The organism is Comamonas sp. BIGb0152 (genome assembly GCF_024809975.1).
Lineage (GTDB): Bacteria > Pseudomonadota > Gammaproteobacteria > Burkholderiales > Burkholderiaceae_C > Comamonas.
The window spans coordinates 666,573-689,422 of sequence record NZ_JANUDY010000002.1 but is presented as its reverse complement, the minus strand read 5'-3'; the positions used below and the strand labels follow the sequence as shown (position 1 = coordinate 689,422).

Genomic DNA, 22,850 nt, shown 5'->3' with positions numbered 1-22,850 from the left:
CTGCAATGCGTATAGAAAAAAGAGCAACCCCCTCGAAGCTGGCCATGGTGGCCGCGCCCTTGGGTGCCGTTGTGTTTACCTTGGCCATCAGCGGCTTGCTGGTGCTGTGGGCGGGTGCGCCCGTGGGTGCGACCTATGTGGCGCTGTTCAAAGGAGCCTTTGGCTCGCTGTTTGCGCTGTCCGAGACCTTGACGCGCGCAGTGCCGCTGATTCTTACCGGTCTGGCCGCCGCAGTGGCCTTTCGGGCGCGGCTGTTCAATATCGGCGCAGAAGGCCAGCTCTATGCCGGCGCGGTGGCAGCCGTGGCTGTGGGCGGCATGCATGGCGGCACCGGCTTTGAGCTGCCCATTTATCTGCTGTTTCCGCTGATGATGCTGGCCGCCGCCTTGGCCGGTGCTGCCTTGCTGCTGGGCCCCGCCTTGATGAAAACCAAGCTGGGCGTGGACGAGGTGGTCACCACCTTGCTGCTGAACTTTGTCATGCTGCTGGCGGTGTCTTATCTGCTCGACGGCCCGATGAAAGACCCGATGGCCATGGGTTGGCCGCAGAGCGTGGCGCTGCAGGGTGACCTGGAGCTGGGCAAGCTGATTGCGCAAACCCGTTTGCACAATGGCTTGCTGATTGCGGTGGGCCTGGCCGTCGCGCTGTGGCTGCTGCTGCAGCGGGCCGTGCCGGGTTTTGACATTCGCGCTGCAGGTGCCAATCCGCGTGCTGCCGCCTTTGCAGGGGTGCCGGTGACGCGGACTGTCGTGCTGGTGGCCCTGCTGTCGGGCGGCCTGGCCGGGCTGGCGGGCGCCATTGAGGTAGCAGGCCGCACCAGCTACCTGACCCTGGACATGTCGCCCGGCTATGGCTACAGCGGCATCGTGATTGCGATGCTGGCGGGCCTGCACCCGCTGGGCGTGGTGGCCTCGGCCGTGTTTGTGGCCGGCATGCTGGTGGGGGCCGACAGCATGAGCCGCGCCGTGGGCGTGCCCAATGCGATTGCCGATGTGATCGTGGCGGCCTCGCTGCTGTCTGTGCTGGTAGCCAGCCTGATGACCCAATACCGCTTGCGCAGAAAGTGAGAGCTGCGATGTTGAAACCCCAAGAACAAAGCGCAGCGCGAGGTGCCCTATGAGCGACGTGATGGATATTTTGGCCAATGCCTCTTTCTGGGTGGCTGTGCTGCGCACCGCTACGCCGCTGCTGCTGGGCACCCTGGGCGTGTTGCTGTGCGAGCGGGCCGGGGTGCTGAACCTGGGCATTGAGGGCATCATGGTGGCCGGCGCTTTTACCGGCTGGCTCACGGTCTACGCCGGCCACGGCCTGTGGACGGGCGTGCTGGTCGCGGCGCTCACGGGTGCGGTGCTGGGCAGCCTGCATGCCTGGCTGACGGTGGGGCTGGCGCTGTCGCAGCACGTCTCGGGCCTGGGCATCACGATGCTGGCGACGGCCTTGTCGTACTACGGCTACCGCGTGAGTTTTCCCAAGGTGAATACGCCGCCCACCATCACGCCTTTTGAGGCCATGGACTGGTTGCCGATACCGATTCTGGGTGAGCAAACGGCCTTGACTTTGTTAGCGCTGCTGCTGGTGCCGTTCTTGGCGCGGGTACTGTTTCGCACGCCGCTAGGCCTGGCAGTGCGCATGGTGGGCGAGAACCCGCAGGCTGCCGAAGGCCAGGGCGTGGCGGTGATGGCGGTGCGCAGTGGTGCCATCATTGCCGGCTCGGCGCTGATGGGCGTGGCGGGCGCGTTTTTGACCCTCTCGGCCTTTAACGCCTTTTTCTTCAACATGGTCAACGGCCGGGGCTGGATCTGCGTCGCCCTGGTGGTGTTTGCCTCCTGGCGGCCGGGCAAGGCCTTGCTGGGTGCGCTGCTGTTTGCGTTCTTCGATGCGCTGCAGCTGCGCCTGCAGCAGTCGGGCGATGGCCTCGTGCCTTACCAGTTCTACCTGATGCTGCCGTACCTGCTGTCGATCTTGGCGCTGGTGCTGGTGGCCCGCAAAGCCGCGTACCCGCAGGCGCTGATGAAACCCTATCGCAAAGGCGAGCGCTGAGCTTCGCGCCCCACGATGCAGCCTATGGTCTGCCTACAAGGATAAAAAATGCTTGATTTATTGATTCGCAATGCCAGCTTGCCCGATGGCCGCAAGAACATGTCGGTCGCTGTGCAAGACGGCAAGATTGCCGAGGTGAGTGAGGGCCTGCAGGCGCCCGCTGCCGAGGTGGTGGATGCCCAGGGCCTGCTGCTGAGCCCGCCTTTTGTGGACCCGCATTTCCACATGGATGCGACCCTGAGCTATGGCATGCCGCGTGTGAACGAAAGCGGCACCTTGCTCGAAGGTATTGCGCTGTGGGGCGAGTTAAAGCCCCAACTGACCCATGATGCGCTGGTGGAACGCGCGCTGGCGTACTGCGACTGGGCGGTGGCGCGGGGCCTGCTGGCCATCCGCAGCCATGTGGACACCAGCGACCCTAGCTTGCTGCCGGTCGAAGCCATGCTGGATGTGCAAAAGCGCGTGGCGCCGTATATCGATCTGCAGCTGGTGGCCTTTCCGCAAGATGGCGTGCTGCGCACACCGGGCGGGCTGGACAACCTCAAGCGCGCGCTCGACCTGGGCGTGGATGTCGTCGGCGGCATTCCGCACTTTGAGCGCACGATGGCCGATGGGGCCGAGAGCGTGCGCATCCTCTGCGAGCTGGCGGCCGAGCGCGGCAAGTTGGTCGATATGCACTGCGATGAATCGGACGACCCGATGTCGCGCCATGTGGAAACGCTGGCCTACCACACACATCGCCTGGGCCTGCATGGCCGCGTGACCGGTTCGCACCTGACGTCCATGCACAGCATGGACAACTACTACGTCAGCAAGCTGATGGCGTTGATGGCCGAGGCGCAGCTGGGCGTTGTCAGCAACCCCTTGATCAATATCACCATCCAGGGCCGCCACGACACCTATCCCAAGCGCCGGGGCATGACGCGGGTGCCGGAGTTGATGGCCGCAGGCCTGACGGTTGCCTTTGGCCATGACTGCGTGATGGACCCTTGGTACAGCCTGGGATCAGGTGATGCGCTGGAAGTGGCCCATATGGGCCTGCATGTGGCGCAGATGACCAGCCGCGCGGGCATGCAACAGTGTTTTGAGGCTATTACCCACAACCCGGCTCGCTTGCTGGGGCTGCAGGGCTATGGCATTGAACAGGGCGCACATGCGGACTTTGTGCTGCTGCATGCCAAGGACCCGGTGGAGGCCTTGCGCCTGAAGGCGACGCGCCTGGGCGTATGGCGCCGTGGCCAGCGCATTGCCAGCACGCCAGCGCCGGTGGCCACCTTGAATGTGCCAGGCCGGCCAGGCAACACGTCGCTGCTGAGCGCCCGTTAAGACGAGGCGGAGCCGGCCCGTTCAGGGCTGTTGCAAACGCTTGCGGATGGGCTCGAACTCAGGCGTTGCGCTGCGCTTCACCGGGTCCGGCAAGCCTTTTTCCATCGCATCCCAGTAGGGCCAATCGCTCTTGGCCTTGCCCAGTTCGTAGTCCATGGCATCCCAGGCGTCTTCGCGAAAGCTGTAAAACGCCCAGTGGTAGTGCTTTTCTTCGGCGTAGGACAGAACATCGTCCAGGTACTGGCTGCAGCTGTCCAGCCCTAAGCTTCGCGGTGCAGAAACTGCTTGCGGTAGCTGGCGGGCGAGATCGAAAACATGCGGGTGAACTGCAAACGGAATGACACCGTTGAGCCAAATCCCGCCGTCTCTGCCACCTGGTCGATCGAGCCATCCCCCCTTTCCAGCAGGCGCTGGGCGACGGCCAAGCGCTGGTGCAGCAACCACTGCACCACGGTGGCGCCGGTCTTGCGCTTGAAGTGGCGGCTGAAGTTGCGCGGGCTCATATGGGCCTTCTGTGCCAGCTGCTCGATATTGATGGGCTCGTTGAGATGGGCCATGGCCCAGTCCAGCGCGGCAGAGACGGCATCCGGGCGCTCTGTCTCGGACAGCGGCATCTCAATGTACTGGGACTGGTTGCCGTGGCGGTGCGGGGCCACGACCAGGCGGCGTGCCACCCGGTTGGCGATTTCTGCGCCATGGTCGACGCGGATCAGGTGCAGGCAGCAGTCGATGGCGGCTGCGGTGCCCGCCGAGGTGGTGATATTGCCGTCATCGGTGTAGAGCGCATGGCGGTCAAGCTTGACGTCGGGGTGGTCTTTGGCGAAATCATCGGCCCAGGCCCAGTGGGTGGAGGCCGAACGCCCCTTGAGCAGCCCCGCTTGGGCCAATACAAAGGTGCCTAAACACAGCCCCACCACCCGCGCGCCACGGGCATGGGCTTGCTGCAGTGCGGCCAGCATGGCGGTGGAAGGCTGCGCATCGGGTGAGCTCCAGGACGGAATGATGACGGTGTCGGCCTGCTCCAAAGCGCTCAGGTCATGCGCCACCTGGATGGCGAAACCGGACAAGGTGGACACAGCCCCGGTGCGCTCAGCGCAGACCCGCAGCTCATAGCGCGGCGCGCCCAGGCGCAGCAGGTCGTCGCCAAACACGATGCAGGGAACGGACAAATGGAAGGGACTGATCCCGTCGTAGGCAATAACAGCAATCGTGTGCATGGCGGTGAATCTGTGGATTTGGCCGGATCTTAGCGCAACTTGTCTATTTGGCTACTTTTGCATTTTCTGCCAATGAACAGAATAGAACTATCGATTCGGGCACACATAAAACCCTTGCTGGTCGGTATCTAAGCGCTTATTCAATCTTTTAATACTAGGAGTTAATGATGAAATTTTCCATTGCTGCCGCCGTTCTGGCCACCTCTTCTTTGATCGCTTGCGCCGCAGGTGCCGCTGATGGCCTGGTGTCGGTTCCAGTGTCGCAACTCAAGTGGACCGAATTGGCAGGTTCGGGCGGCATCAAGTATGCCAATCTGCGCGGCGATCTGACGGGCAAGGACGCCTACGAAGCCTTTGTGCTGTTCCCCGCTGGCCGTGACAACCCCACCCACCACCACAGCAAGTCGCTGCCGACCGTGGTGGTGCAAGGCACGTTCTATGCTGTGATCGATGGCAAGCGCACCGAGTACCCCGCAGGCTCCTTCTACGATCTGCCTGCCGGCCTGATCCATGAAAGCGGCTGTGTGGCAGGTATGGATTGCTTGCTGTTCCAATACCAGAGCGGTGGTTTTGATCTGGTGGCTAAATAATATCTTTCTCTGAATATATGATTTACTGCATCCGCAGATAGTCCATCGCCCTGAGAGATAAAAAAATGGCAGCCTAGGCTGCCATTTTTTATGCCCGGGTCAGACCCCTGGCAAACGCTGCTCAACGCCGCAGCATCAATCGGCGGTAGGCGGCACGTAGCCGACGGCGGCATCGGCACCGTCGCCAAAGAAATGGTTTTCCATTTGGCGGGCCAGGTACTGGCGCGCACGCAGGTCGGCCAGGTTCAGGCGGTTTTCATTGACCAGCATGGTCTGGTGCTTGAGCCAGCCCGCCCAGGCTTCCTTGCTGACACTTTCCCACAGACGCTTGCCCAGCTCACCCGGGTAGGGGGGAAAGTCGAGGCCCTCGGCTTCTTTGTGCAGTTTGACGCAGTTGACCATACGTGCCATGGGAGATGTTTCCTTCGTTGGGTTGACGCTGGGGCGCTTTCAAGGCGCTGGTCCCAAGCTGCAGCAGCGTGATGGCCATGCCAACCGCTGCATGCCTTGTCCAGGTATGGACAGGCGCTTTTGCGTCTTGTTAATAACTTTCAGTCATTAAAAACTGAATTAATAGTAGTTTGAGTTTTGATGGCGGCGTTTCAGAATGTGTTCAAGCCTTGCAATCCACAAGATTTTTGCCATTCTGAAAGTGTTCCATGCAACAACGCCGCCACTTTATCAAGTTTCCGATAGCCGCAGCCGCAGCCGCGTCTCTGATGGCGCTTGCGCCTGCGTTTTTCAGCAGCGCGGTACATGCCCAGGCGGCAGCGCCCGTGACCTTGCTCAATGTGTCCTACGACCCCACGCGTGAGCTGTACAACCAGTACAACCAGGCCTTTGCCAAGCATTGGAAGGACACCACCGGCCAGACGGTGACGATCAAGCAGTCGCACGGCGGCTCGGGCAAGCAGGCGCGGGCCATCATCGATGGCATCGAGGCCGACGTGGCAACCCTGGCCTTGGCCGGTGACATTGACGCCTTGAACAAGTACGGCCAACTGGTGCCCGCCGACTGGCAAAAGCGCCTGCCGCTCAACAGCGCACCTTACACCTCGACGATTGTTTTCCTGGTCAAAAAGGGCAACCCCAAGGGCATCAAAGACTGGGGCGACTTGATCAAGTCCGATGTGAAGGTGATCACCCCCAACCCCAAGACCAGCGGCGGCGCGCGCTGGAACTACCTGGCCGCCTGGGAATTTGGCAAACGCAACTACGGCGGTGAAGCCGGTGCCAAGGACTACATCACCAAGCTGTTCAAGAATGTGCCGATTCTGGACACCGGTGCGCGTGGCTCGACCGTGACCTTTGTGCAGCGCGGCCAAGGCGATGTGCTGCTGGCCTGGGAAAACGAGGCCTACCTGGCGCTGAAGGAATTTGGCCCTGAGAAGTTCGAGATCGTCACGCCCTCGCTGTCGATTCTGGCCGAGCCCACCGTGACTGTCGTGGACAAGGTGGTCGACAAGCGTGGCACCCGCAAGATTGCCGATGCCTACCTGCAGTACTTGTATTCGGAAGAGGGCCAGGACATTGCCGGCCGCAACTTCTACCGCCCCACCGCAGAAGCGGCCAAGGCCAAGTACGCCAGCCAGTTCGCCACGCTCAAGCTCTTCACCATCGATGAGGCCTTTGGCGGCTGGGCCAAGGCCGATGCTGCGCACTTTGCCGATGGCGGCAGCTTTGACCAGATCTACACCAAGAAATAAGCAAGGACGCTAAACCAGCCGCCGGGGCCCCCTGGCGGCTGGGTCCAAAAAGGTGAATGTTATGAATTTTCAGCAACTGCGGGCCGTGCGTGAAGCCGCTCGCAATGGCTACAACCTGACCGAGGTGGCGCATGTGCTTTACACATCGCAGCCCGGGGTCAGCCGCCAGATCCGTGAGTTGGAGGACGAGCTGGGCGTGGATATCTTTATCCGCGCCGGAAAGCGTTTGACCGGGCTGACGCCGCCAGGCGAGGCCATTTTGCCGATCGTGGACCGGCTGTTGCTGGAGTCCGAAAACCTGCGCCGCGCCGGTGCCGATTTTCATGCCAGCCGCAGCGGCCAGCTGAGCATTGCGGCCACCCACTCGCAGGCCCGCTACGCCTTGCCGCTGGTGGTGCGCGATTTCCGCGAGCAGTTCCCGGATGTGGCCCTGCATTTGCACCAGGGCTCGCCCCGCCAGGTGGCGGAGATGCTGCTGAGCGGCGCTGCCGATATTGGCGTGGCCACCGAGGCCTTGACCGGTTATGCCAGCCTGGCGACCTTGCCGGGTTACCGCTGGACCCACTCGGTGGTGGTGCCCCCGGGCCACCCCTTGCTCGCCCAGCAGGAGGCCGGCCGCCCGCTGACTTTGCAATCCCTGGTGCGGTTTCCGATCATCACCTACGAGCAGGGCTACACCGGCCGCTCCCACATCGATGAATCGTTTGCCGCAGCCGAGGTGACCCCCAATGTGGTGCTGACTGCCATGGACGCGGACGTGATCAAGACCTATGTGGAGCTGGGCATGGGCATTGGCATCGTCGCCTCGATCGCTTTTGACGAGGAGCGCGACCGCAATCTGCGCGCCATCGATGCAGGGCATTTGTTCAAGGTCAACACCACCCGCATTGCGCTGCGCAAAGGGGTTTGGCTGCGCGCCTATGCGCTGCAGTTCATCGAAAGCTTTGTGCCCACCTTGAAGCGCGAAGTGGTGTTGCAGGCCGTATCGGCAACAGCCCCTGATGAGCCCGCCGCTCAAGCGACGGCCCAGAAAGCAGCCTGAGCCAACCACGGGGTATAAGCAAATCGAAGTTGATATGCAAACGCTATGATGCACGTTTTCAACGTGTAGATGAGGAGATAGCGTATGCGCAAAACTTTGATGCTCACAGGCCTGGTCGCCAGCCTGGCACTGGCCGGTTGCAAGACGATGGATGCGGGCAACCTCGGTGGTCTGATGGACTCGGGATCGACGGCGATGAAGGCCATGACCTTGACCGACGGCGATGTCGTGGCCCTGTCCAATGAATCCTGTGCCGCGCTGGACAAGCAAAACAAGCTCGCGCCCGCCAACAACAAATACAGCCAGCGCCTGGCCAAGGTGGTCGCCAATATGCCCCAGGACGTGGAAGGCAAGAAGGCCGACTACAAGGTCTACCTGACCAGCGATGTGAACGCCTGGGCCATGGCCAACGGCTGTATCCGGGTCTACAGCGGTCTGATGGACTTGATGAACGACGACGAGCTGCGCGGCGTGATCGGCCATGAAATCGGCCACGTGGCACTGGGCCACAGCAAGCGCCGCATGCAGACGGCCTACGCCACCTCGGCTGCGCGCCAGATCGCCGCCAGCAGCGGCAATGCCACACTGGCATCGCTGTCCAGCTCGCAAGCCGGTGAGTTGGGCGAGAAGTTTATCCATGCGCAGTTCTCGCAGGCCAACGAATCGGCGGCTGACAACTACTCTTTCGACCTGCTCACCAAGCAAAAGATGGAGCGCAAGGGCCTCGTCACGGCGTTCGAGAAACTGGCCAAGCTGAGCGGCGGTAGCGGCAACTCGCTGATGGACTCGCATCCACCGTCTGATACCCGTGCCAAGGCGATGCAAGCACGGCTGAACAGCGGCAAGTAAGCAGGCGATAGCCTGAGGAGGGACTGACGCGGTGCATGCCACCGCGCCAGTCCCTTTTTTGTGCGCGGCCATGTCTGAGTGCCGACCTTCTGTGGCTTGCGTGACGCCACCGCGCAGCTCGCGCTGCTATGCTGGCAGCCCAACTCAAAGAGGTGTTATGCATTTACTGTTGTTGAGCAACTCACGCGCCCCCGATGGCGGCTACCTGACTTTTTGCCGCGATGCGCTGGCAGCCCAGATGAACGGTGTGCAAAAGGCGCTGTTTGTGCCTTTTGCGGGCGTGACGCTGAGTTGGGATGACTACACCGCACAGGTGCAGGAGGCCATTGCGCATACCGGCGTGCAACTGGTGGGAGCCCACCAGGACGATGCCCTGGGTCAGTTTCTGGCCGGGGATATGCAGGCGATCATCGTCGGCGGCGGCAACACCTTCCAGCTGCTGGCCGAATGCCGCAAACGGGGCTGGCTGGGGCGCATGGGCGATGCGGTGCGCTCGGGCCGCATGTCCTACACCGGCTGGAGCGCAGGCGCCAATCTGGCGGGCCTGACGATCAACACCACCAATGACATGCCCATCGTCGACCCGCAGGGCTTTGACGCGCTGGGCCTGGTGCCGTTTTGCATCAACCCCCACTACAACAACAGCCTGCCGCCTGGCCACCAAGGCGAGACCCGGGACCAGCGGCTGGCAGAGTTTTTGATCGCCAACCCGGACAAGCAGGTAGTGGCTTTGCCGGAAGGCAGCTGGCTGAGCGTGCAAGGCGGCCAAACCCAGGTGGCTGGTCAGTTTGCGGCCAAGCGCTTTACAGCGGGCAAGCCGGTGGAAGACTTACCCGTAGGGACTGCGTTAATGGTCTAGAAGATCGAGGTCTTAGACGCGTTCGAAAATAGCCGCAATGCCCTGGCCGCCACCAATGCACATGGTGACCAGCGCGTAGCGGCCGCCGGTGCGGTGCAGCTCGTGGATGGCCTTGACGGTGATGATGGCGCCCGTCGCACCAATCGGGTGGCCCAGCGAGATGCCTGAACCGTTGGGGTTGACCTTGGCCGGGTCGGCGCCCAGGCCCTTGGTCACCGCGCAGGCCTGCGCGGCAAAGGCTTCGTTGGCTTCGATGACATCCATCTGGTCCAGCTTGAGCCCCGTCTTGGCCAGCACCGCCTTGGAGGCGGGGATGGGGCCAATGCCCATGATCTTGGGATCGACACCCGCATGGGCGTAACCCACCAGGCGGACCAGGGGTTTGGCGCCGCGCGCCTTGGCAGCGGCCGCCTCCATCAGCACCACCGCAGCGGCGGCGTCATTGATGCCCGAGGCGTTGGCGGCGGTGACGGTGCCGTCTTCCTTGACGAAGACGGGCTTCATCTTTTGGAAATCTTCGATCTTGGCGCCGCTACGGAAGTGTTCGTCCTTGTCAAAGGCGATATCGCCTTTTTTGCTCTTGAGGATGACCGGCACGATCTGGCCCGCAAAGCGGTTCTCGGCCCAGGCCTGTTCGGCGCGCTGGTGGCTGCTCAGCGCCAGTTGGTCCTGGTCATCACGGCTGATGCCGAAATCCTTGGCCACGTTCTCGGCGGTAACGCCCATGTGGATGTTGTGGAAAGGATCGTGCAGCGCACCGGTCATCATGTCGATCATCTTGAAATCGCCCATGCGTGCGCCCCAGCGGCTGGTGGTGCTGGCATAAGGCGCGCGGCTCATGTTCTCGGCACCGGCACCGATGGCCACGTCATAGTCGCCCAGCAAGATCCCTTGGCTGGCCGTCACAATCGCCTGCAGGCCCGAGCCGCAGAGGCGGTTGACGTTCATCGCTGGCGTCTCTTGCGGGCAACCGCCCTGGATCGCAGCCACGCGGCTCAGGTACATGTCCTTGGGTTCCGTGTTGACCACATGGCCAAACACCACATGGCCCACGTCCTTGCCTTCAATGCCGGCGCGGGCCAGTGCATCCTTGACGACCAGCGCGCCCAGCTCGGTCGGTGGAACATCCTTGAGGCTGCCGCCAAAGGTGCCGATAGCTGTGCGCACAGCGCTGCAGACAAGTACTTCACGGGACATGGAAAGCTCTCCTGGTTGGGATTGGAATAGGGATGTTGCCTTGCAGCATTATTGCCAGCCCGGCCGCCTCTGTGCAAAACCGATGCGCACAGGGCGCGCCTTGGTGACAGCCCATGGCGGGCATGGGCGGTGCAGCACGCCCTGTGGTGCGATCAAGCCTCGCGCACGTCAGCAATCACGTTCTGGCCAAAATCGGCGCGGTCCAGCCAGGCCAGCACCTTGGCACCGGCTTCGGCCGGAGAGCTGAGTTTGCCGCCTTCATGCAGGCCTTTGAAGTTGCCCACATCCGGGAAGGCGCCGGCATCGGCATTGCGCAGCTGCACCTGCATGTCGGTGTCGATCACGCCGGGCGCGAGCGAGACGATCTTGGCGCCATGGGGTTTGTGGGCCTCTTCCAGGGCCACGCAGCGGGCATAGGCATCCATGCCGGCCTTGGCTGTGCAATACGCGGCCTGCGATGCCATGGGGCGGCGGCCCAGGCCGGATGAGACATTGAGCACTTTTTTTGGAACCGTCCAGCCCTCGGTCGCACCCAGGAACACACCGGTCAGCGCCATCGGGGATTCCAGGCCCACGCGCAGCGCATTGCGCAGGTCGGGGGTGGGCACGGCCGACAGCGGGGCGATTTGCGGTATCACGCCGGCGTTGTTGATCAAGGTGATGCTGGCCCAGTCGGCGGCATCAAGGCTGCGCAGCCAGTCGCCCAGGCGCTGGGCGGCGGTATCGGTATCGCCCAGGTCTTGTTCCCATTGGATGAGCTGAGCAGGGGCGGTAGCTGCAGCGGCCAGCTCGCTGGATGAGCGGCGCGCAATGCTGAGCACAGTGTGGCCCTGGGCCAGAAGTTGCTGGCCCATGGCCAGGCCCATGCCGCGCGAGCCGCCGGTCAGGATAGTGAGGTGTTTGGTGGTCATAACTGACTATCGTAACGGCAGAAGGGGCTGCGCGTTACGGCGTTTTTCCCGGATGCCTGCATTGGCGCGGCGGCTTGGTTAGGATGGGTAGCTTTGGAACCATAGAGACAAAGGAAGCGCAGTATGAACCAATCCAAAGTAGCCATCGTCATCGCCGGCGGATCCGGCATGGGCGCAGCGGCAGCCCGCCAGCTGCACCAGGCCGGTTATGCGCTGGGGATTTTGTCGTCCTCGGGCAAAGGCGAGGCATTGGCCCAGGAGCTGGGCGGCGTGGGGGTGACGGGTTCCAACCAGAATGTGGCCGACATGCAAAAGCTGGTGGATGCGGTGATGGCACGCTTTGGCCGCATCGATGTGCTGGTCAATGGCGCCGGCCATGGCCCCAAGGGCGATCTGCTGTCCATCAGCGATGAGGACTGGATCAAGGGCCTGGAGGTGTACTTCTTGAACGTGGTGCGCGCGACGCGCCTGGTGGCGCCGATCATGCAGCAGCAGGGCGGCGGTGCCATCATCAATATCTCGTCGGCCTGGGCGTTTGAGCCGGCGGCGCTGTTCCCCACCTCGGCCATGGCGCGCTCGGGCTTGGCGGCTTTTACCAAGATCTTCTGTGACGAATACGGCAAGCACAATATCCGCATGAACAATGTGCTGCCCGGCTGGATCGACAGCTTGCCCAAGAAGGACGAGCGCCAGGCGGCGGTGCCGCTGCAGCGCTACGGCAAGGCAGAAGAGATTGGGGCAACGGTCGCCTTTTTGGCCTCCGAAGGTGCGGCGTACATCACGGGGCAGAACATCCGGGTCGATGGCGGCCTGATGCGCCACGTATAAGGCAACCCGGCCGTTCCAGGACGGCCTTTAGAAGTCTGCTGCCAGCCGGCAGTCCAGCCGTGCACCCGTCACCGGGTGTGCAAAGCCGAGCTGCTGCGCCTGCAGCAGCAGGCGCGGCGCCATGGCTTGCACCGCCGCGCTGGCGTACAGGCCATCACCCAGCATCGCATGGCCGATGGCCTGCATGTGCAGGCGCAGTTGGTGGGTGCGGCCGGTCAGCGGCTCCAGCCACAGGCGGGTGCTGCCGGCGGGGATGGCTGGCAGGCTCGCCGCTTCTTCAGCGCTTACCGCACGCCACCAGGTCTGGCTGGGCTTGCCGCGCTCCCAGTCCACACGCTGCAAGGGGCGGCGCTCCCAGTCGGCGTTCAGCGGCAGGTCTACCAGGCTCCAGGCTTGGTGGTCCTGCGGCATTGCCGCATGCAGCGCATGGCCAGGCGCCAGAGGCTGTGCAGCCGGGCTGCCGCAGACGACGGCCGCATAGCGCTTGCGCACCGCACGCGCGGCAAAGGCATCGCCCAGCGCGCGTTGCACGGCCGGGTTGCGCGCCATCACCACCAGGCCGGAGGTGGGCTGGTCCAGCCGGTGCACCACCAGGGCATCGGGCCATTGCTGCTGGGCCCGGGCGCTCAAGCAGTCCTGCTTGTCTTCTCCCCGGCCAGGCACGCACAACAGGCCCGATGGCTTGTTCAGCACCAGCAGGTGCGCGTCGATGTATTCGGGGATCAGCATGGAAGCGGTTCTAAGAGCAGCGCCCGATTCTAAGTCCTGCAGCCTAGGTGACAGGGCGCACTGCGCGTTGCGACCGCCAGCCTGTACTGTATGTGTCGTTATAAGCGGCAGGCATTTGCGCATGTGACCCAGGCGCAGTGCGGGTTGCTACGATGCCCTTTGCCGCGCACAAGCGCTATAAAAACAGATGCATGCCGGCGGCGGGGTGCGCAGCATGGCCTGCGCGCCGCCACGGCCCATTTCCCAAGGAGACCCAATGCTAGGCCTGATGCAAAAGCAGCAACTGCTGACTTCCAACCTGCTGGAGTTTGCAGAGCGTTACCACCGCGATACCGAAATCGTCTCGCGCCGTGTGGAAGGTGATATCCACCGCTATACCTATGGGGAGTTTGCGCAGCGTTCCCGCCAGCTGGCACAGACCCTGGACGGCATGGACCTGGCAGCCGGCGCGCGCGTGGCGAGCCTGGCCTGGAATGGCTACCGCCATATGGAGCTGTACTACGGCGTGGGCGGCTCGGGCCGGGTCATTCATACCTTGAACCCCAGGCTGCACCCGGACCAGGTGGTCTGGATCGTCAACCACGCCGAAGACGAGGTGCTGTGCTTTGACAGTTGCTTTTTGCCCATCGTGCAGGCCATCCACGCGCGCTGCCCCACGGTGCGCCAATGGGTGGCGCTGTGTGATGCCGACAAACTGCCCGCCGATACCGGCATCCCCGGCCTGGTCGCCTATGAGGCCTGGATTTCCCAAGCCGATGGCGCTTACCAGTGGCCCGAGTTTGACGAAAACACCGCCTGCGGCATGTGCTACACCAGCGGCACCACGGGCAATCCCAAGGCGGTGCTGTATTCGCACCGCAGCACCACCTTGCATGCCTATGGCGCGTCGCTGCCCGATGTGATGGATATTTCGTCGCGCGATGTGGTGTTGCCGGTGGTGCCGATGTTCCACGTCAACGCCTGGGGCCTGCCGTTTTCCGGGCCGCTCAATGGCGCCAAGCTGGTGTTTCCCGGCCCGGCGCTCGATGGCCCCTCGGTCTACGCGCTGATGGAGGCGGAGAAGGTGACGTTTGCGGCCGGGGTGCCCACGGTCTGGCAAATGCTGCTGGGCCATGTGCAAAGCCAGAGCCTGCGCTTTAGCAGCCTGCAGCGCACCATCATCGGTGGCTCGGCCTGCCCGCCAGCGATGATCAAGACCTTCCAGCAAGACTATGGCGTGACGGTGCTGCACGCCTGGGGCATGACGGAGCTCAGCCCACTGGGCACCGTGTGCACCCTCAAACACAAGCACCTGGCATTGCCCGCAGAGGCGCAAGCCCAACTGCTGGCCAAGCAGGGCCGGGTGATTTATGGCGTGGATATGAAGATCATCGGGGACGATGGGCAGGACCAGCCCTGGGATGGCAAGACCTATGGCGACCTGCTGGTGCGCGGCCCTTGGGTGGTGGCGGACTACTTCCGCAACGAGGGCCCTTCGCCGCTGGTCACTGACGCACAAGGCCGAGACTGGTTCCCCACCGGCGATGTGGCGACCATCGATGCCGATGGCTTTATGCAGATCACCGACCGCAGCAAGGATGTGATCAAGTCGGGCGGTGAATGGATCAGCTCCATCGATATCGAGAATATTGCGATGGCACACCCCGCCGTCGCCATGGCCGCCTGCGTGGGCATGGCCCACCCCAAGTGGGATGAGCGGCCGGTGGTGTTTGTCGCGCTCAAGAAGGACGCAGCGGTGAGCGAGGAGGACCTGCTGGCCTTCTACCAGGGCAAGATGGCCAAGTGGCAGATTCCCGATGCCGTCCTCTTTGTGGACGCCATCCCCCTGGGCGCTACGGGCAAGATGCTCAAGACCCGGCTGCGCGAGCAGTTCAAGGACTATGTGCTGCCGACCTGAGCGTCCACCTGGACGACTCTTCACGCATACAAGGAGGCCATCGCATGGCGCGCAAGATTGGGCAACTTCTGGATTTGACGGGCAAAACAGCGTTGGTGACGGGCGGCTCGCGCGGGCTGGGGCTGCAGCTGGCCCATGCCTTGGGCGAGGCCGGTGCCAAGGTGGTGGTCAGCAGCCGCAAGGCCAGCGAGCTGGAGGCCGCAGTGGCGGAGCTGAGCGGCGCAGGCATTGATGCGCGCTGGATTGCGGCCGACTGCGCGGTGGACAGCGAGATCGAGCGCCTGGCGATCGAGGTGCTGGAGCGCGTGGGCGATGTCGATATCCTGGTCAACAATGCTGGTGCCAGCTGGGGCGCGCCGGCCGAAGACCACCCGGCCGCTGCCTGGGACAAGGTGATGAACCTGAATGTGCGCGGCTATTTTCTGCTGTCGCAGCAGCTGGCCAAGCGCTGCATGATTGCACGCAGGCAGGGCGCCATCATCAACCTGGCATCGATTGCCGGGCTGGGCGGCAACCCCGTGGGCATGAAGACCATTGCCTACAACACCAGCAAGGGGGCGGTCATCAACTTCACCCGCGCGCTGGCGGCCGAGTGGGGGCCCTACGGCATCCGCGTCAATGCCATCGCACCGGGATTTTTCCGCACCAAGATGGCCAATGGCCTGATCGACCAGATTGGCGAGGACAGCATGACCGCTGGCGTGCCGCTGGGGCGCCTGGGCGGTGATGACGATTTGAAGGGCGCGGCGGTGTTGCTGGCCAGCGATGCGGGCAAACACATCACCGGCCAGTGCCTGGCGGTGGACGGCGGCGTCAGCATCGTCACGGCGGGCTGACCTGATTCAAAGGCCAGCCGGGCTTCGGTGATCAGCTGTGGTCCGTCTGGGCCAGGTAGAACCACTCGCGGTTCACGGCGGCATCGGCCTGGGGAAAGATCACGCAGCCATCAAACGGGGCCAGAATTTGGCTGCCATCGGCGCGGGTGGCGAGCAGGTCACCCTTGGTGAAGGGGTCAAAGTTCTGCCAGTCCTTGTGCATCTGGTCGTCCGCGCTTTGGCGCATGAACACCTGGCGCATGTGGTGGGTGGTGTACTGGGCCACGGGCTCGACGGTCACATCGGCCATGTCCAGCAGGTTCAGCACCCCGGCGATGCAGCGGTCGGCGATCTCGATGGCTTGGGGCTCTTCGTGCGAGCCCGACTCCACGGTGATCGCATAGCCGCCCCGGCTGCGCATGAACTCATTGGTGCCAATGCCGTGCTCGGGGCGAATGGCGCCGCCGCTGGCTTGCACCGCCTGCTCATACACCTCCAGCCAGCCTTGCACAATCACCGGCAGACCCACGGCCTTGGCAAAAGCCTCTTCCTCTTGCTGGCGGGCAAAGGGCTCCAGGCTGCCGCTGTTGTTGAGCGGGCCGGTCATCGCAAAGGGCTGGCCATCGCCGCTGTAGGAGTGCAGATCGAGCAGGGCGTCATGGCTCTCCAGCAAAGGCGTGAGCGCATTGACCATGTGGTCCTCAAAGTTCTGCGGCTGCGCTTGGGGCACAAAGTTGCGGTTGAGGTTGCGGTCGCCTTCGCGCTCGTTCTTGATAAAGGCCTTGGGGTTGGCCACGGGCACCATGGTGAGGCGGCCGCGCTTGAGGCGCACCTGGCCCGATTCAAAACGCGCGATCCAGCGCTTGATCGCATGGGTGCCACTTTGCTCATTGCCGTGCACGGCGCCAAAGATCAGCAAAGACGGGCCTGGCACGGCCGATGCCCAGCCGTAGCTGCGCAGCGCGGCAGGTTGCTCGGCGGAGTCGCTGTGGTTCAGAGGGGTGATGTGAAAGCGAGAGACGGTCATTGCAGTTTTCCGGTGTGATGGCATGCCAGCCCGGGCCGCTGCATCACAAGCCTTGCATCCCGCCAGGGGCTGTCGCACCAGAGCAGGGCGCAAGGTTTATACCCACAACCGTGGGGCAGGGGGCGGTCTATGCCATTGGCAGCAGCACGCTGATGCCAGCGGCCATCCTACCGCATCGGGCGCTGCAGGCATCCCGTACTGCTATCAATTTTGATAAACAAAGCCACTGTTACGCAGCCAGCAGGCTGCGCCCAGACGCGGCAGCGCTACCGAAGTGCACAAAAGGCTGCCGAGGCAGCCTTTTTGGGGGTATGCGGGAACGCAGTCCCGTATCGCTTACTGGGCGCGGGTGAACACCAGATCCCAGACACCATGGCCCAGGCGCAGGCCCCGGTTTTCGAACTTGGTCAGCGGGCGGTACTCGGGCTGCGGGGCATAGCCCTCGGCGGTGTTCTTCAGGTCGGGGTTGGCCGAGAGCACCTCGAGCATCTGCTCGGCATAGGGTTGCCAGTCGGTCGCGCAATGGATGTAGCCACCGGGCTTCAAGTGGGCCACGAGCTGAGCCACAAACGGCGTCTGGATCAGGCGGCGCTTGTTGTGCTTTTTCTTGTGCCAGGGATCGGGGAAGAACACATGGATGCCATCGAGCGAGCCTGGCTGCAGCATGTTCTCCAGCACTTCCACGGCGTCATGCTGGAAGATGCGGATATTGGTGATGTCCTGCTCGCCAATGCGTTTGAGCAGTGCGCCCACGCCGGGCTCATGCACTTCGCAGCACAGAAAGTTGTCGTCCGGGCGAACGCGCGCAATGTGCGCCGTCGCCTCGCCCATGCCAAAGCCGATCTCCAAAATCACCTGGGCCTGGCGGCCAAAGGCGGCCTCGGCATCGAAGGCCTCGCCGGTGTAGGGCAGCACATAGCGGGTGCCCAGGGTTTCAAAGGCTTTGGCCTGGCCGGTGGTGGTGCGGCCTGCACGGCGCACATAGGAGCGGATGGTCTTGGGATGGGCCACATCCGCAGGCGCATGGCCAGGGGCGCTGCTGGCATCGCGTGCGTTGGTGATGATGGGCTCGGGCACGGGGCCGGCAGCAGGCGTCGAAGAAGATTGCATGGTCATGGAGGTGCCGCTCAGCACAAGCGGCAGGGTGGCGCTTGTCCCGCAAGGGGCGCTCGGCCGCGTCAAAAAAGGGGCTATTGTAGATTTTTCCAGTCTGCATTGGCAAAACGCTGGGAAATCGCCGTGTGCACTGCCGGCTAAGCGGCAGCAAAGTCGCTGCCTATAATGCCTTTTTCAATGTGAAGTCTGTCGTGATTGCAGGTCTGTATACGACAGGAAACACGGGGTAGAGGCTCGGGCGCCGCTTGCGTCTGGCGGCCTTTTTGCCCCATGGCTTCCGGTATGGGCCTGCCTTTGCGCCAGCATCTGGAGCAGCATGGACATCCTTTCGTCGTTGGAGCCGATCGTGCGCGAGCTTATCGCGCCGGGGGCCGCGCATACCGATAGCCAGGCGGTCTACCCACGCCAGGCGCTGCAGGTCTTGGGCAGCCAGGGGCTGCTGGGCCTGATCAGCGCCCCCGAAGTGGGTGGCATGGGCGCCGGCCTGCCCGAAGCCGTACAAGTGGTCGAGCGCATTGCCCAGGATTGCCCTTGCACGGCCATGGTGCTGACCATGCACTACTGCGGCGTGGCGCTGATCGAGCCTTTTGCCGAAGAAGACACCCGGCGCGCCATCGCGCAGGGCCGCCATATCACCACCTTGGCGGTCTCTGAGACCGGCTCGCGCAGCCATATCTGGGCGCCCACGGGGACGGCCGCTGCACAAGGCCAGGACACGGTGCTGCTCAATGCCCACAAAAGCATGATCACCTCGGCCGGCGAAGCCGATTCCTATGTCTGGATCTCCCGGGCGAGCAGGGGCGAGGGCAATACGCTGTGGCTGGTCGACAGCCGTCTGCCGGGCCTGCAGATTCCGTCGCGCTTTGATGGCATGGGGCTGCGCGGCAATGCCTCGTCACCGATCATCGCCCAGGATGTGGCCGTGCCGCTGGCCTGCCGCTTAGGCGAGGATGGCCAGGGCGAAGACGTCAAGGCCCGCTACCTGATGCCGTATTTCCCCACCTTGATTGCGACCACCTCGGTGGGCCTGATGCAAGGCGTGATGCGCCGCGCGGTGCAGCATGTGGCCAACACCCGCTTTGCCGAAAACGGCAGCGGCCTGGCCGACCTGCCTACCATCCGCGCCTACCTGGCCAAGGCCCAGCTCAAGGCCGACCAGGCGCGCTTGCTGCGCGATGACGCTGTGCAGGCCGTGCTGGCGGGCCGGCCTGATGCCAAAACCCGGCTCCTGCAATGCAAGGCCGCTGCGGCCGAGGCGGCGCTGGAGGTGAGCGATACCGCCATGCGCGTCTGCGGCGGCGCGGCCTTCCGCAAGGATTTGGGCATTGAGCGGCTGTTCCGCGATGCCCGCGCGGCTTCGGTGATGGCGCCCACTACCGATGTGATCTATGACCTGCTGGGCAAGGCGCTGTGCGAGGCCGCAGCCTGATCCTTTCGTGTTCCACCAACCGGAGATATACGCATCCATGACCGCTTCTTACACCACCCTCAAAATGGGCGCCGTGGCCTATGCGCCCAAGGTCATCACCATCTGGGAGGGCTTCAAGGCCCACTTCATCGAGCAGGGCTTGTACTTTGACTATGTGCTGTATTCCAACTACGAATCGCTGACCGAGGCGCTGATGGAGGGCACGGTGCAGCTGGCCTGGAACTCGCCGCTGGCCTTTGTGCGCGCCGAGTTGATGGCCCGGGCCGCTGGCCAGCAGGTGCGCTCGATCGCGATGCGCGACACCGACATGGATGTGCAGTCGCTGCTGGTGGTGCGAGCAGACAGCCCGGCGCAGACCTTGGCCGACCTGCGCGGCCAGACCCTGGGTTTTGGCGCCATTGATTCGCCCCAGGCCACCTTGATTCCGCTGGACCACCTGCGCCAACACGGCATGCTGGCGGGTAAGGACTTTCAGGCGCGCCGCTTTGATGTGCTGGGTGGCAAGCATGGCGACCATATTGGCGGTGAGCGCCTGGCGGCCAAGGCCATGGTGGCCGGCGAGATTGCCGCTTCCTGGATGGTCGCCAAGAATTACCTGGGCTTTGCCGCCGAAGGGACCTTGCCCGCGGGTGCCACACGCGTGCTCGATACCTCGCAGCCTTTTGACCACTGCAATATGACTGCCGGCCCGAGCATCAGGCCCGCCGATGCGGCGCGCTTTACCGAGATTTTGCTGGCCATGTCCTGGGACGACCCGCTGATTCGCCCCTTGCTGGAGTTGGAAGGCCTCAAGGTCTGGCACCCCGGCCGCGCCTCGGGCTATGTGCCGCTGGCTCGTGCGGTGCGCGATGAGCGCTTTTATGATGAGGCCGGCCGCATCCTGGCGGCGGACTACCGGTACTGAACCCCATGGAAAAACCGCCAGCCCCCTTCAGCAGCCCTGGCAGTCAAAGCCAGGCCGACCCCGCGAGCTTGCCGCCGGTGGATTTGGGCCGGCTGGGCTTTGATGCCGGCGCGCACCTGCTGGTCAAGCACGGCCTGGCCGCTGTCGCCGTAGGCGATGCCATCCGGGTCAGCGGCCAGGCACCGGGCTGGCAGGCGCAGTTGGCGGCCTGGTGCCAGGCCCAGGGCCATGCGCTGCAAACGCCCACCGGCTGGTTGCGCCAGCCCGCCTTGCTGGTGCGGCGTGGCAGCGCGCAAGCGGGCCGCTGGCGCCATGCGGCATTGGCGGGCCACAGTGATGCCAGCCAGCCCGGCGCGGTAGTGGCGCAGGCGGACCCGGCCTGGGGCTTGGCGGCGCGGGGAGCGGCGGTGGAGGCGGGCGCGCCGGCCTTTGCCTTTCGCCTGCAGGACAAGGCCGAGTTCTGGTCCGACCAGGCCGGGGATCTGTATGCGCAGGCGGTGGCCGCGCAATGGAATGCCGACACCGATATCGACTGGGGCCATGCGCCCGAGCCGCCAGCGGTGATCGAGGACGCCATCGTGCAGGTGATGACCTATATGGTCGAGAACGAGAATGCGGCGCTGATTGTGCCCGCCCGCTTTCTGGGCGAGCTGCACCCGCATTACCGTGAGCTGCAGGCGGCGCTGGCGATCCAGGTGGCCGACGAGGCACGCCATATCGATGTGTTCACCCGCCGCATTCGCCGCCATGGGCGTGAGCCAGCGCTGTCCACCGCAGGCGGCCAGGCCTCGTTGCACAGCCTGCTGGCGGAAAAGGATTTTTCGGTCGCAGGCTTTTTGCTCTCGGTGCTGGGCGAGGGCAGCTTTGTCAACCTGCTGCAGTTTTTGCAGACCTATGCGCCCGATCCGCTGACCCGCCAGATCTGCCGCCTGGCTGCCCGCGATGAGGCCCGCCATGTGGCGCTGGGCATGTCGCACCTGCTGCACCGCCTGAAGCAGGAGCCGGATTTTCGCCACCGTCTGGCCCAGGCGGTAGAGGCGCGCCATGATGCCTTGGCCGGCACATCAGGCCTGAACGAAGAGGTGTTTGATGCGCTGATCCTCGTGGGGGCCGGTGCCTTGTCCGCCGATGCGCTGGCGCTGGGCAGCCAGCGCGTGCAGCAGCTGATGCAGGACATGGCCGATGGCCGCTACACCAAGCTGGTGCGGCTGGGCTTTGAGCGAGGCCATGCGCAGGAGCTTGCCTCCTTGCACACGCGCAATTTCATGTAGTGGCCAGGTGGCGGCGCGCCCATTGCGCCGTCCAATCGGCCAGCGCATCGGCAATGCTGCTGGCCTGGCCAGCCTCCAGCCCCAGGTGCTGGGCGGACTGGCGCAGCACGGCCATGCGCTGCTCGGCGCTGTCCACCAGCACGGCTGGCGCGCCATATTGCTTGGAGAGCTTTTCGCCATCAGCCTGCAGCACCAGCGGTGTGTGCATGTAGCGCGGTGCCGGCAGGCCCAGCGCGCGCTGCAGCAGCAGCTGGCGCGGTGTGTTGTCGGCCAGGTCCGCGCCGCGCACCACATCGCTGATGCCTTGCTCGGCATCGTCCACCACCACGGCCAGCTGGTAGGCCCAAAGACCATCGGCGCGCTGCACCAGAAAATCACCAACGCTGGCGGCCACATCCTGCTGCAGCGGGCCCAGCCAGCGGTCTTGCCACAGCAGTTGCTGGTCGCTGTGCAGCACGGGGTGGTCGGGTTTGGCTGCCTGGTCATCCTCTGCCGCCATGGCAACCACCTGGCCTTGGTAGCGCTGTGTGTGAAAGCGCCAGCTGCGGCCGGTCTTGCCGTGCAGGCCATCGCGGCAGGTGCCCGGGTAGGGGCGCTCGCCATGGCGCTCATGCACATGGCCTTGTGCGGCGAGTGCGGCATCCATATCACGGCGCGTGCAGGCGCAGGGGTAGGCCCAAGCGGCTGCCTGCAGCTGCGCCAAGGCCTGGGCATAGAGGCCGTGGCGGGCGGATTGCCATTGGGGCGGGGCATCGGGGACCAGTTGCAGCGCATGGAGCTGGCGCAGGATTTCCTGGTCCATGCCCGGCGGGCAGCGCGGCGGGTCGATGTCTTCAATGCGCAGCAGCCAGGTGCCATGGTGGGCGCGGGCGTCCAACCAAGAGGCGAGCGCTGCCACCAGCGAGCCGGCATGCAGCGGGCCGGTGGGCGAGGGGGCAAAACGGCCGGTATAAGCGCTTGAAGTCATCGGAGGGGGAGTGTAACCCGGGTGATTCGGCACATTCGGCGCAGTCGCTGCCATCGCTGCCATCGGACCATGCAGATGCGACAACGCCACCGCAGCCAAGCCCGGTGGCGTTCAAAAGCAAGGGTCAGGA

At 63.9% G+C, this 22,850-nt stretch carries 23 protein-coding genes; 14 read left to right on the top strand and 9 right to left on the bottom strand.

Features of this window, described 5'->3' with window-relative positions; genetic code table 11:
• The first annotated feature begins 5 nt into the window (after nucleotides 1-5).
• The 3 genes from M2375_RS06575 to M2375_RS06565 are packed head-to-tail and all read left to right on the top strand — an operon-like array spanning nucleotide 6 to nucleotide 3,366.
• On the top strand, nucleotides 6-1,067 hold the full coding sequence (locus tag M2375_RS06575; protein WP_259164684.1) for an ABC transporter permease: 1,062 nt from the start codon (nucleotides 6-8) through the stop codon (nucleotides 1,065-1,067).
• A gap of 49 nt (nucleotides 1,068-1,116) precedes the next feature.
• Nucleotides 1,117-2,040 (top strand): ABC transporter permease, encoded by a 924-nt coding sequence (locus M2375_RS06570; RefSeq protein ID WP_259164683.1) that lies wholly within the window; start codon nucleotides 1,117-1,119, stop codon nucleotides 2,038-2,040.
• A 48-nt stretch (nucleotides 2,041-2,088) separates the two neighbouring features.
• Entirely contained in the window at nucleotides 2,089-3,366 is a 1,278-nt protein-coding gene (locus M2375_RS06565) for an amidohydrolase family protein (RefSeq protein ID WP_259164682.1), read from the top strand.
• A gap of 21 nt (nucleotides 3,367-3,387) precedes the next feature.
• Here M2375_RS06565 and M2375_RS06560 read toward each other — a convergent pair whose 3' ends face one another.
• Together M2375_RS06560 and M2375_RS06555 are read right to left on the bottom strand one after the other, a co-directional pair.
• On the bottom strand, nucleotides 3,388-3,522 hold the full coding sequence (locus tag M2375_RS06560; RefSeq protein WP_259164681.1) for a hypothetical protein: 135 nt from the start codon (nucleotides 3,520-3,522) through the stop codon (nucleotides 3,388-3,390).
• A gap of 104 nt (nucleotides 3,523-3,626) precedes the next feature.
• Nucleotides 3,627-4,583: a GlxA family transcriptional regulator gene (locus M2375_RS06555; protein WP_259164680.1), complete on the bottom strand. Its 957-nt coding sequence runs from the start codon at nucleotides 4,581-4,583 to the stop codon at nucleotides 3,627-3,629.
• Between the two features lie 167 nt (nucleotides 4,584-4,750).
• Between M2375_RS06555 and M2375_RS06550 the strand changes: the two genes are divergently transcribed.
• Nucleotides 4,751-5,173: a cupin domain-containing protein gene (locus tag M2375_RS06550; protein ID WP_259164679.1), complete on the top strand. Its 423-nt coding sequence runs from the start codon at nucleotides 4,751-4,753 to the stop codon at nucleotides 5,171-5,173.
• Nucleotides 5,174-5,308: 135 nt separating this feature from the next.
• Here M2375_RS06550 and M2375_RS06545 read toward each other — a convergent pair whose 3' ends face one another.
• Nucleotides 5,309-5,584 (bottom strand): oxidative damage protection protein, encoded by a 276-nt coding sequence (locus tag M2375_RS06545; RefSeq protein ID WP_259164678.1) that lies wholly within the window; start codon nucleotides 5,582-5,584, stop codon nucleotides 5,309-5,311.
• A gap of 248 nt (nucleotides 5,585-5,832) precedes the next feature.
• Here M2375_RS06545 and M2375_RS06540 point away from each other — a divergent pair, with 248 nt between their 5' ends.
• The 4 genes from M2375_RS06540 to pepE all read left to right on the top strand — a co-directional run bounded on the left by M2375_RS06540 (nucleotide 5,833) and on the right by pepE (nucleotide 9,629).
• Nucleotides 5,833-6,879 carry a sulfate ABC transporter substrate-binding protein gene (locus tag M2375_RS06540; protein WP_310473164.1) on the top strand — a complete coding sequence of 349 codons (1,047 nt, stop codon included), beginning with the start codon at nucleotides 5,833-5,835 and terminating at the stop codon, nucleotides 6,877-6,879.
• Nucleotides 6,880-6,940: 61 nt separating this feature from the next.
• Entirely contained in the window at nucleotides 6,941-7,921 is a 981-nt protein-coding gene (locus tag M2375_RS06535) for a CysB family HTH-type transcriptional regulator (protein WP_259164677.1), read from the top strand.
• Between the two features lie 84 nt (nucleotides 7,922-8,005).
• Nucleotides 8,006-8,770: a M48 family metallopeptidase gene (locus tag M2375_RS06530; RefSeq protein ID WP_259164675.1), complete on the top strand. Its 765-nt coding sequence runs from the start codon at nucleotides 8,006-8,008 to the stop codon at nucleotides 8,768-8,770.
• A 157-nt stretch (nucleotides 8,771-8,927) separates the two neighbouring features.
• Nucleotides 8,928-9,629: a dipeptidase PepE gene (gene pepE, locus M2375_RS06525; protein ID WP_259164673.1), complete on the top strand. Its 702-nt coding sequence runs from the start codon at nucleotides 8,928-8,930 to the stop codon at nucleotides 9,627-9,629.
• Nucleotides 9,630-9,641: 12 nt separating this feature from the next.
• On the opposite strand, the gene bktB is transcribed toward pepE, so the two are convergent.
• Complete coding sequence (gene bktB, locus M2375_RS06520) at nucleotides 9,642-10,826, bottom strand: beta-ketothiolase BktB (protein ID WP_259164672.1); 1,185 nt, start codon at nucleotides 10,824-10,826, stop codon at nucleotides 9,642-9,644.
• A gap of 152 nt (nucleotides 10,827-10,978) precedes the next feature.
• The gene (locus M2375_RS06515) at nucleotides 10,979-11,737 is read right to left on the bottom strand and encodes an SDR family NAD(P)-dependent oxidoreductase (protein ID WP_259164671.1); all 759 of its coding nucleotides are present in this window, start codon (nucleotides 11,735-11,737) and stop codon (nucleotides 10,979-10,981) included.
• Nucleotides 11,738-11,860: 123 nt separating this feature from the next.
• Between M2375_RS06515 and M2375_RS06510 the strand changes: the two genes are divergently transcribed.
• Complete coding sequence (locus M2375_RS06510; protein WP_259164670.1) at nucleotides 11,861-12,565, top strand: SDR family oxidoreductase; 705 nt, start codon at nucleotides 11,861-11,863, stop codon at nucleotides 12,563-12,565.
• A 27-nt stretch (nucleotides 12,566-12,592) separates the two neighbouring features.
• Here the strand turns inward: M2375_RS06510 and M2375_RS06505 are convergent, their stop codons facing one another.
• Entirely contained in the window at nucleotides 12,593-13,294 is a 702-nt protein-coding gene (locus tag M2375_RS06505; protein ID WP_259164669.1) for a pseudouridine synthase, read from the bottom strand.
• A 256-nt stretch (nucleotides 13,295-13,550) separates the two neighbouring features.
• On the opposite strand from M2375_RS06505, the gene M2375_RS06500 reads away from it, so the two are divergent.
• Together M2375_RS06500 and M2375_RS06495 are read left to right on the top strand one after the other, a co-directional pair.
• Nucleotides 13,551-15,191, top strand: coding sequence for a 3-(methylthio)propionyl-CoA ligase (locus M2375_RS06500; protein ID WP_259164668.1), 1,641 nt, complete (start codon nucleotides 13,551-13,553; stop codon nucleotides 15,189-15,191).
• A gap of 44 nt (nucleotides 15,192-15,235) precedes the next feature.
• Nucleotides 15,236-16,027 carry an SDR family oxidoreductase gene (locus M2375_RS06495; RefSeq protein WP_259164667.1) on the top strand — a complete coding sequence of 264 codons (792 nt, stop codon included), beginning with the start codon at nucleotides 15,236-15,238 and terminating at the stop codon, nucleotides 16,025-16,027.
• Nucleotides 16,028-16,058: 31 nt separating this feature from the next.
• Here the strand turns inward: M2375_RS06495 and M2375_RS06490 are convergent, their stop codons facing one another.
• Together M2375_RS06490 and trmB are read right to left on the bottom strand one after the other, a co-directional pair.
• Complete coding sequence (locus tag M2375_RS06490) at nucleotides 16,059-17,033, bottom strand: succinylglutamate desuccinylase/aspartoacylase family protein (RefSeq protein ID WP_259164665.1); 975 nt, start codon at nucleotides 17,031-17,033, stop codon at nucleotides 16,059-16,061.
• Nucleotides 17,034-17,369: 336 nt separating this feature from the next.
• A complete protein-coding gene (gene trmB, locus M2375_RS06485) occupies nucleotides 17,370-18,143 on the bottom strand; it encodes a tRNA (guanosine(46)-N7)-methyltransferase TrmB (protein WP_404979279.1) in 774 nt (257 codons plus the stop codon).
• Nucleotides 18,144-18,465: 322 nt separating this feature from the next.
• Between trmB and M2375_RS06480 the strand changes: the two genes are divergently transcribed.
• The 3 genes from M2375_RS06480 to M2375_RS06470 are packed head-to-tail and all read left to right on the top strand — an operon-like array spanning nucleotide 18,466 to nucleotide 21,753.
• Nucleotides 18,466-19,578 carry an acyl-CoA dehydrogenase family protein gene (locus M2375_RS06480; RefSeq protein WP_259164663.1) on the top strand — a complete coding sequence of 371 codons (1,113 nt, stop codon included), beginning with the start codon at nucleotides 18,466-18,468 and terminating at the stop codon, nucleotides 19,576-19,578.
• 37 nt (nucleotides 19,579-19,615) lie between these two features.
• Nucleotides 19,616-20,482: a phosphate/phosphite/phosphonate ABC transporter substrate-binding protein gene (locus M2375_RS06475; RefSeq protein WP_259164662.1), complete on the top strand. Its 867-nt coding sequence runs from the start codon at nucleotides 19,616-19,618 to the stop codon at nucleotides 20,480-20,482.
• 5 nt (nucleotides 20,483-20,487) lie between these two features.
• Nucleotides 20,488-21,753: a ferritin-like domain-containing protein gene (locus M2375_RS06470; RefSeq protein ID WP_259164661.1), complete on the top strand. Its 1,266-nt coding sequence runs from the start codon at nucleotides 20,488-20,490 to the stop codon at nucleotides 21,751-21,753.
• On the opposite strand, the gene gluQRS is transcribed toward M2375_RS06470, so the two are convergent.
• Nucleotides 21,746-22,720 carry a tRNA glutamyl-Q(34) synthetase GluQRS gene (gene gluQRS, locus M2375_RS06465; protein ID WP_259164660.1) on the bottom strand — a complete coding sequence of 325 codons (975 nt, stop codon included), beginning with the start codon at nucleotides 22,718-22,720 and terminating at the stop codon, nucleotides 21,746-21,748. The two genes, M2375_RS06470 and gluQRS, sit on opposite strands and share 8 nt — an antisense overlap.
• Nucleotides 22,721-22,850 lie beyond the last annotated feature (130 nt).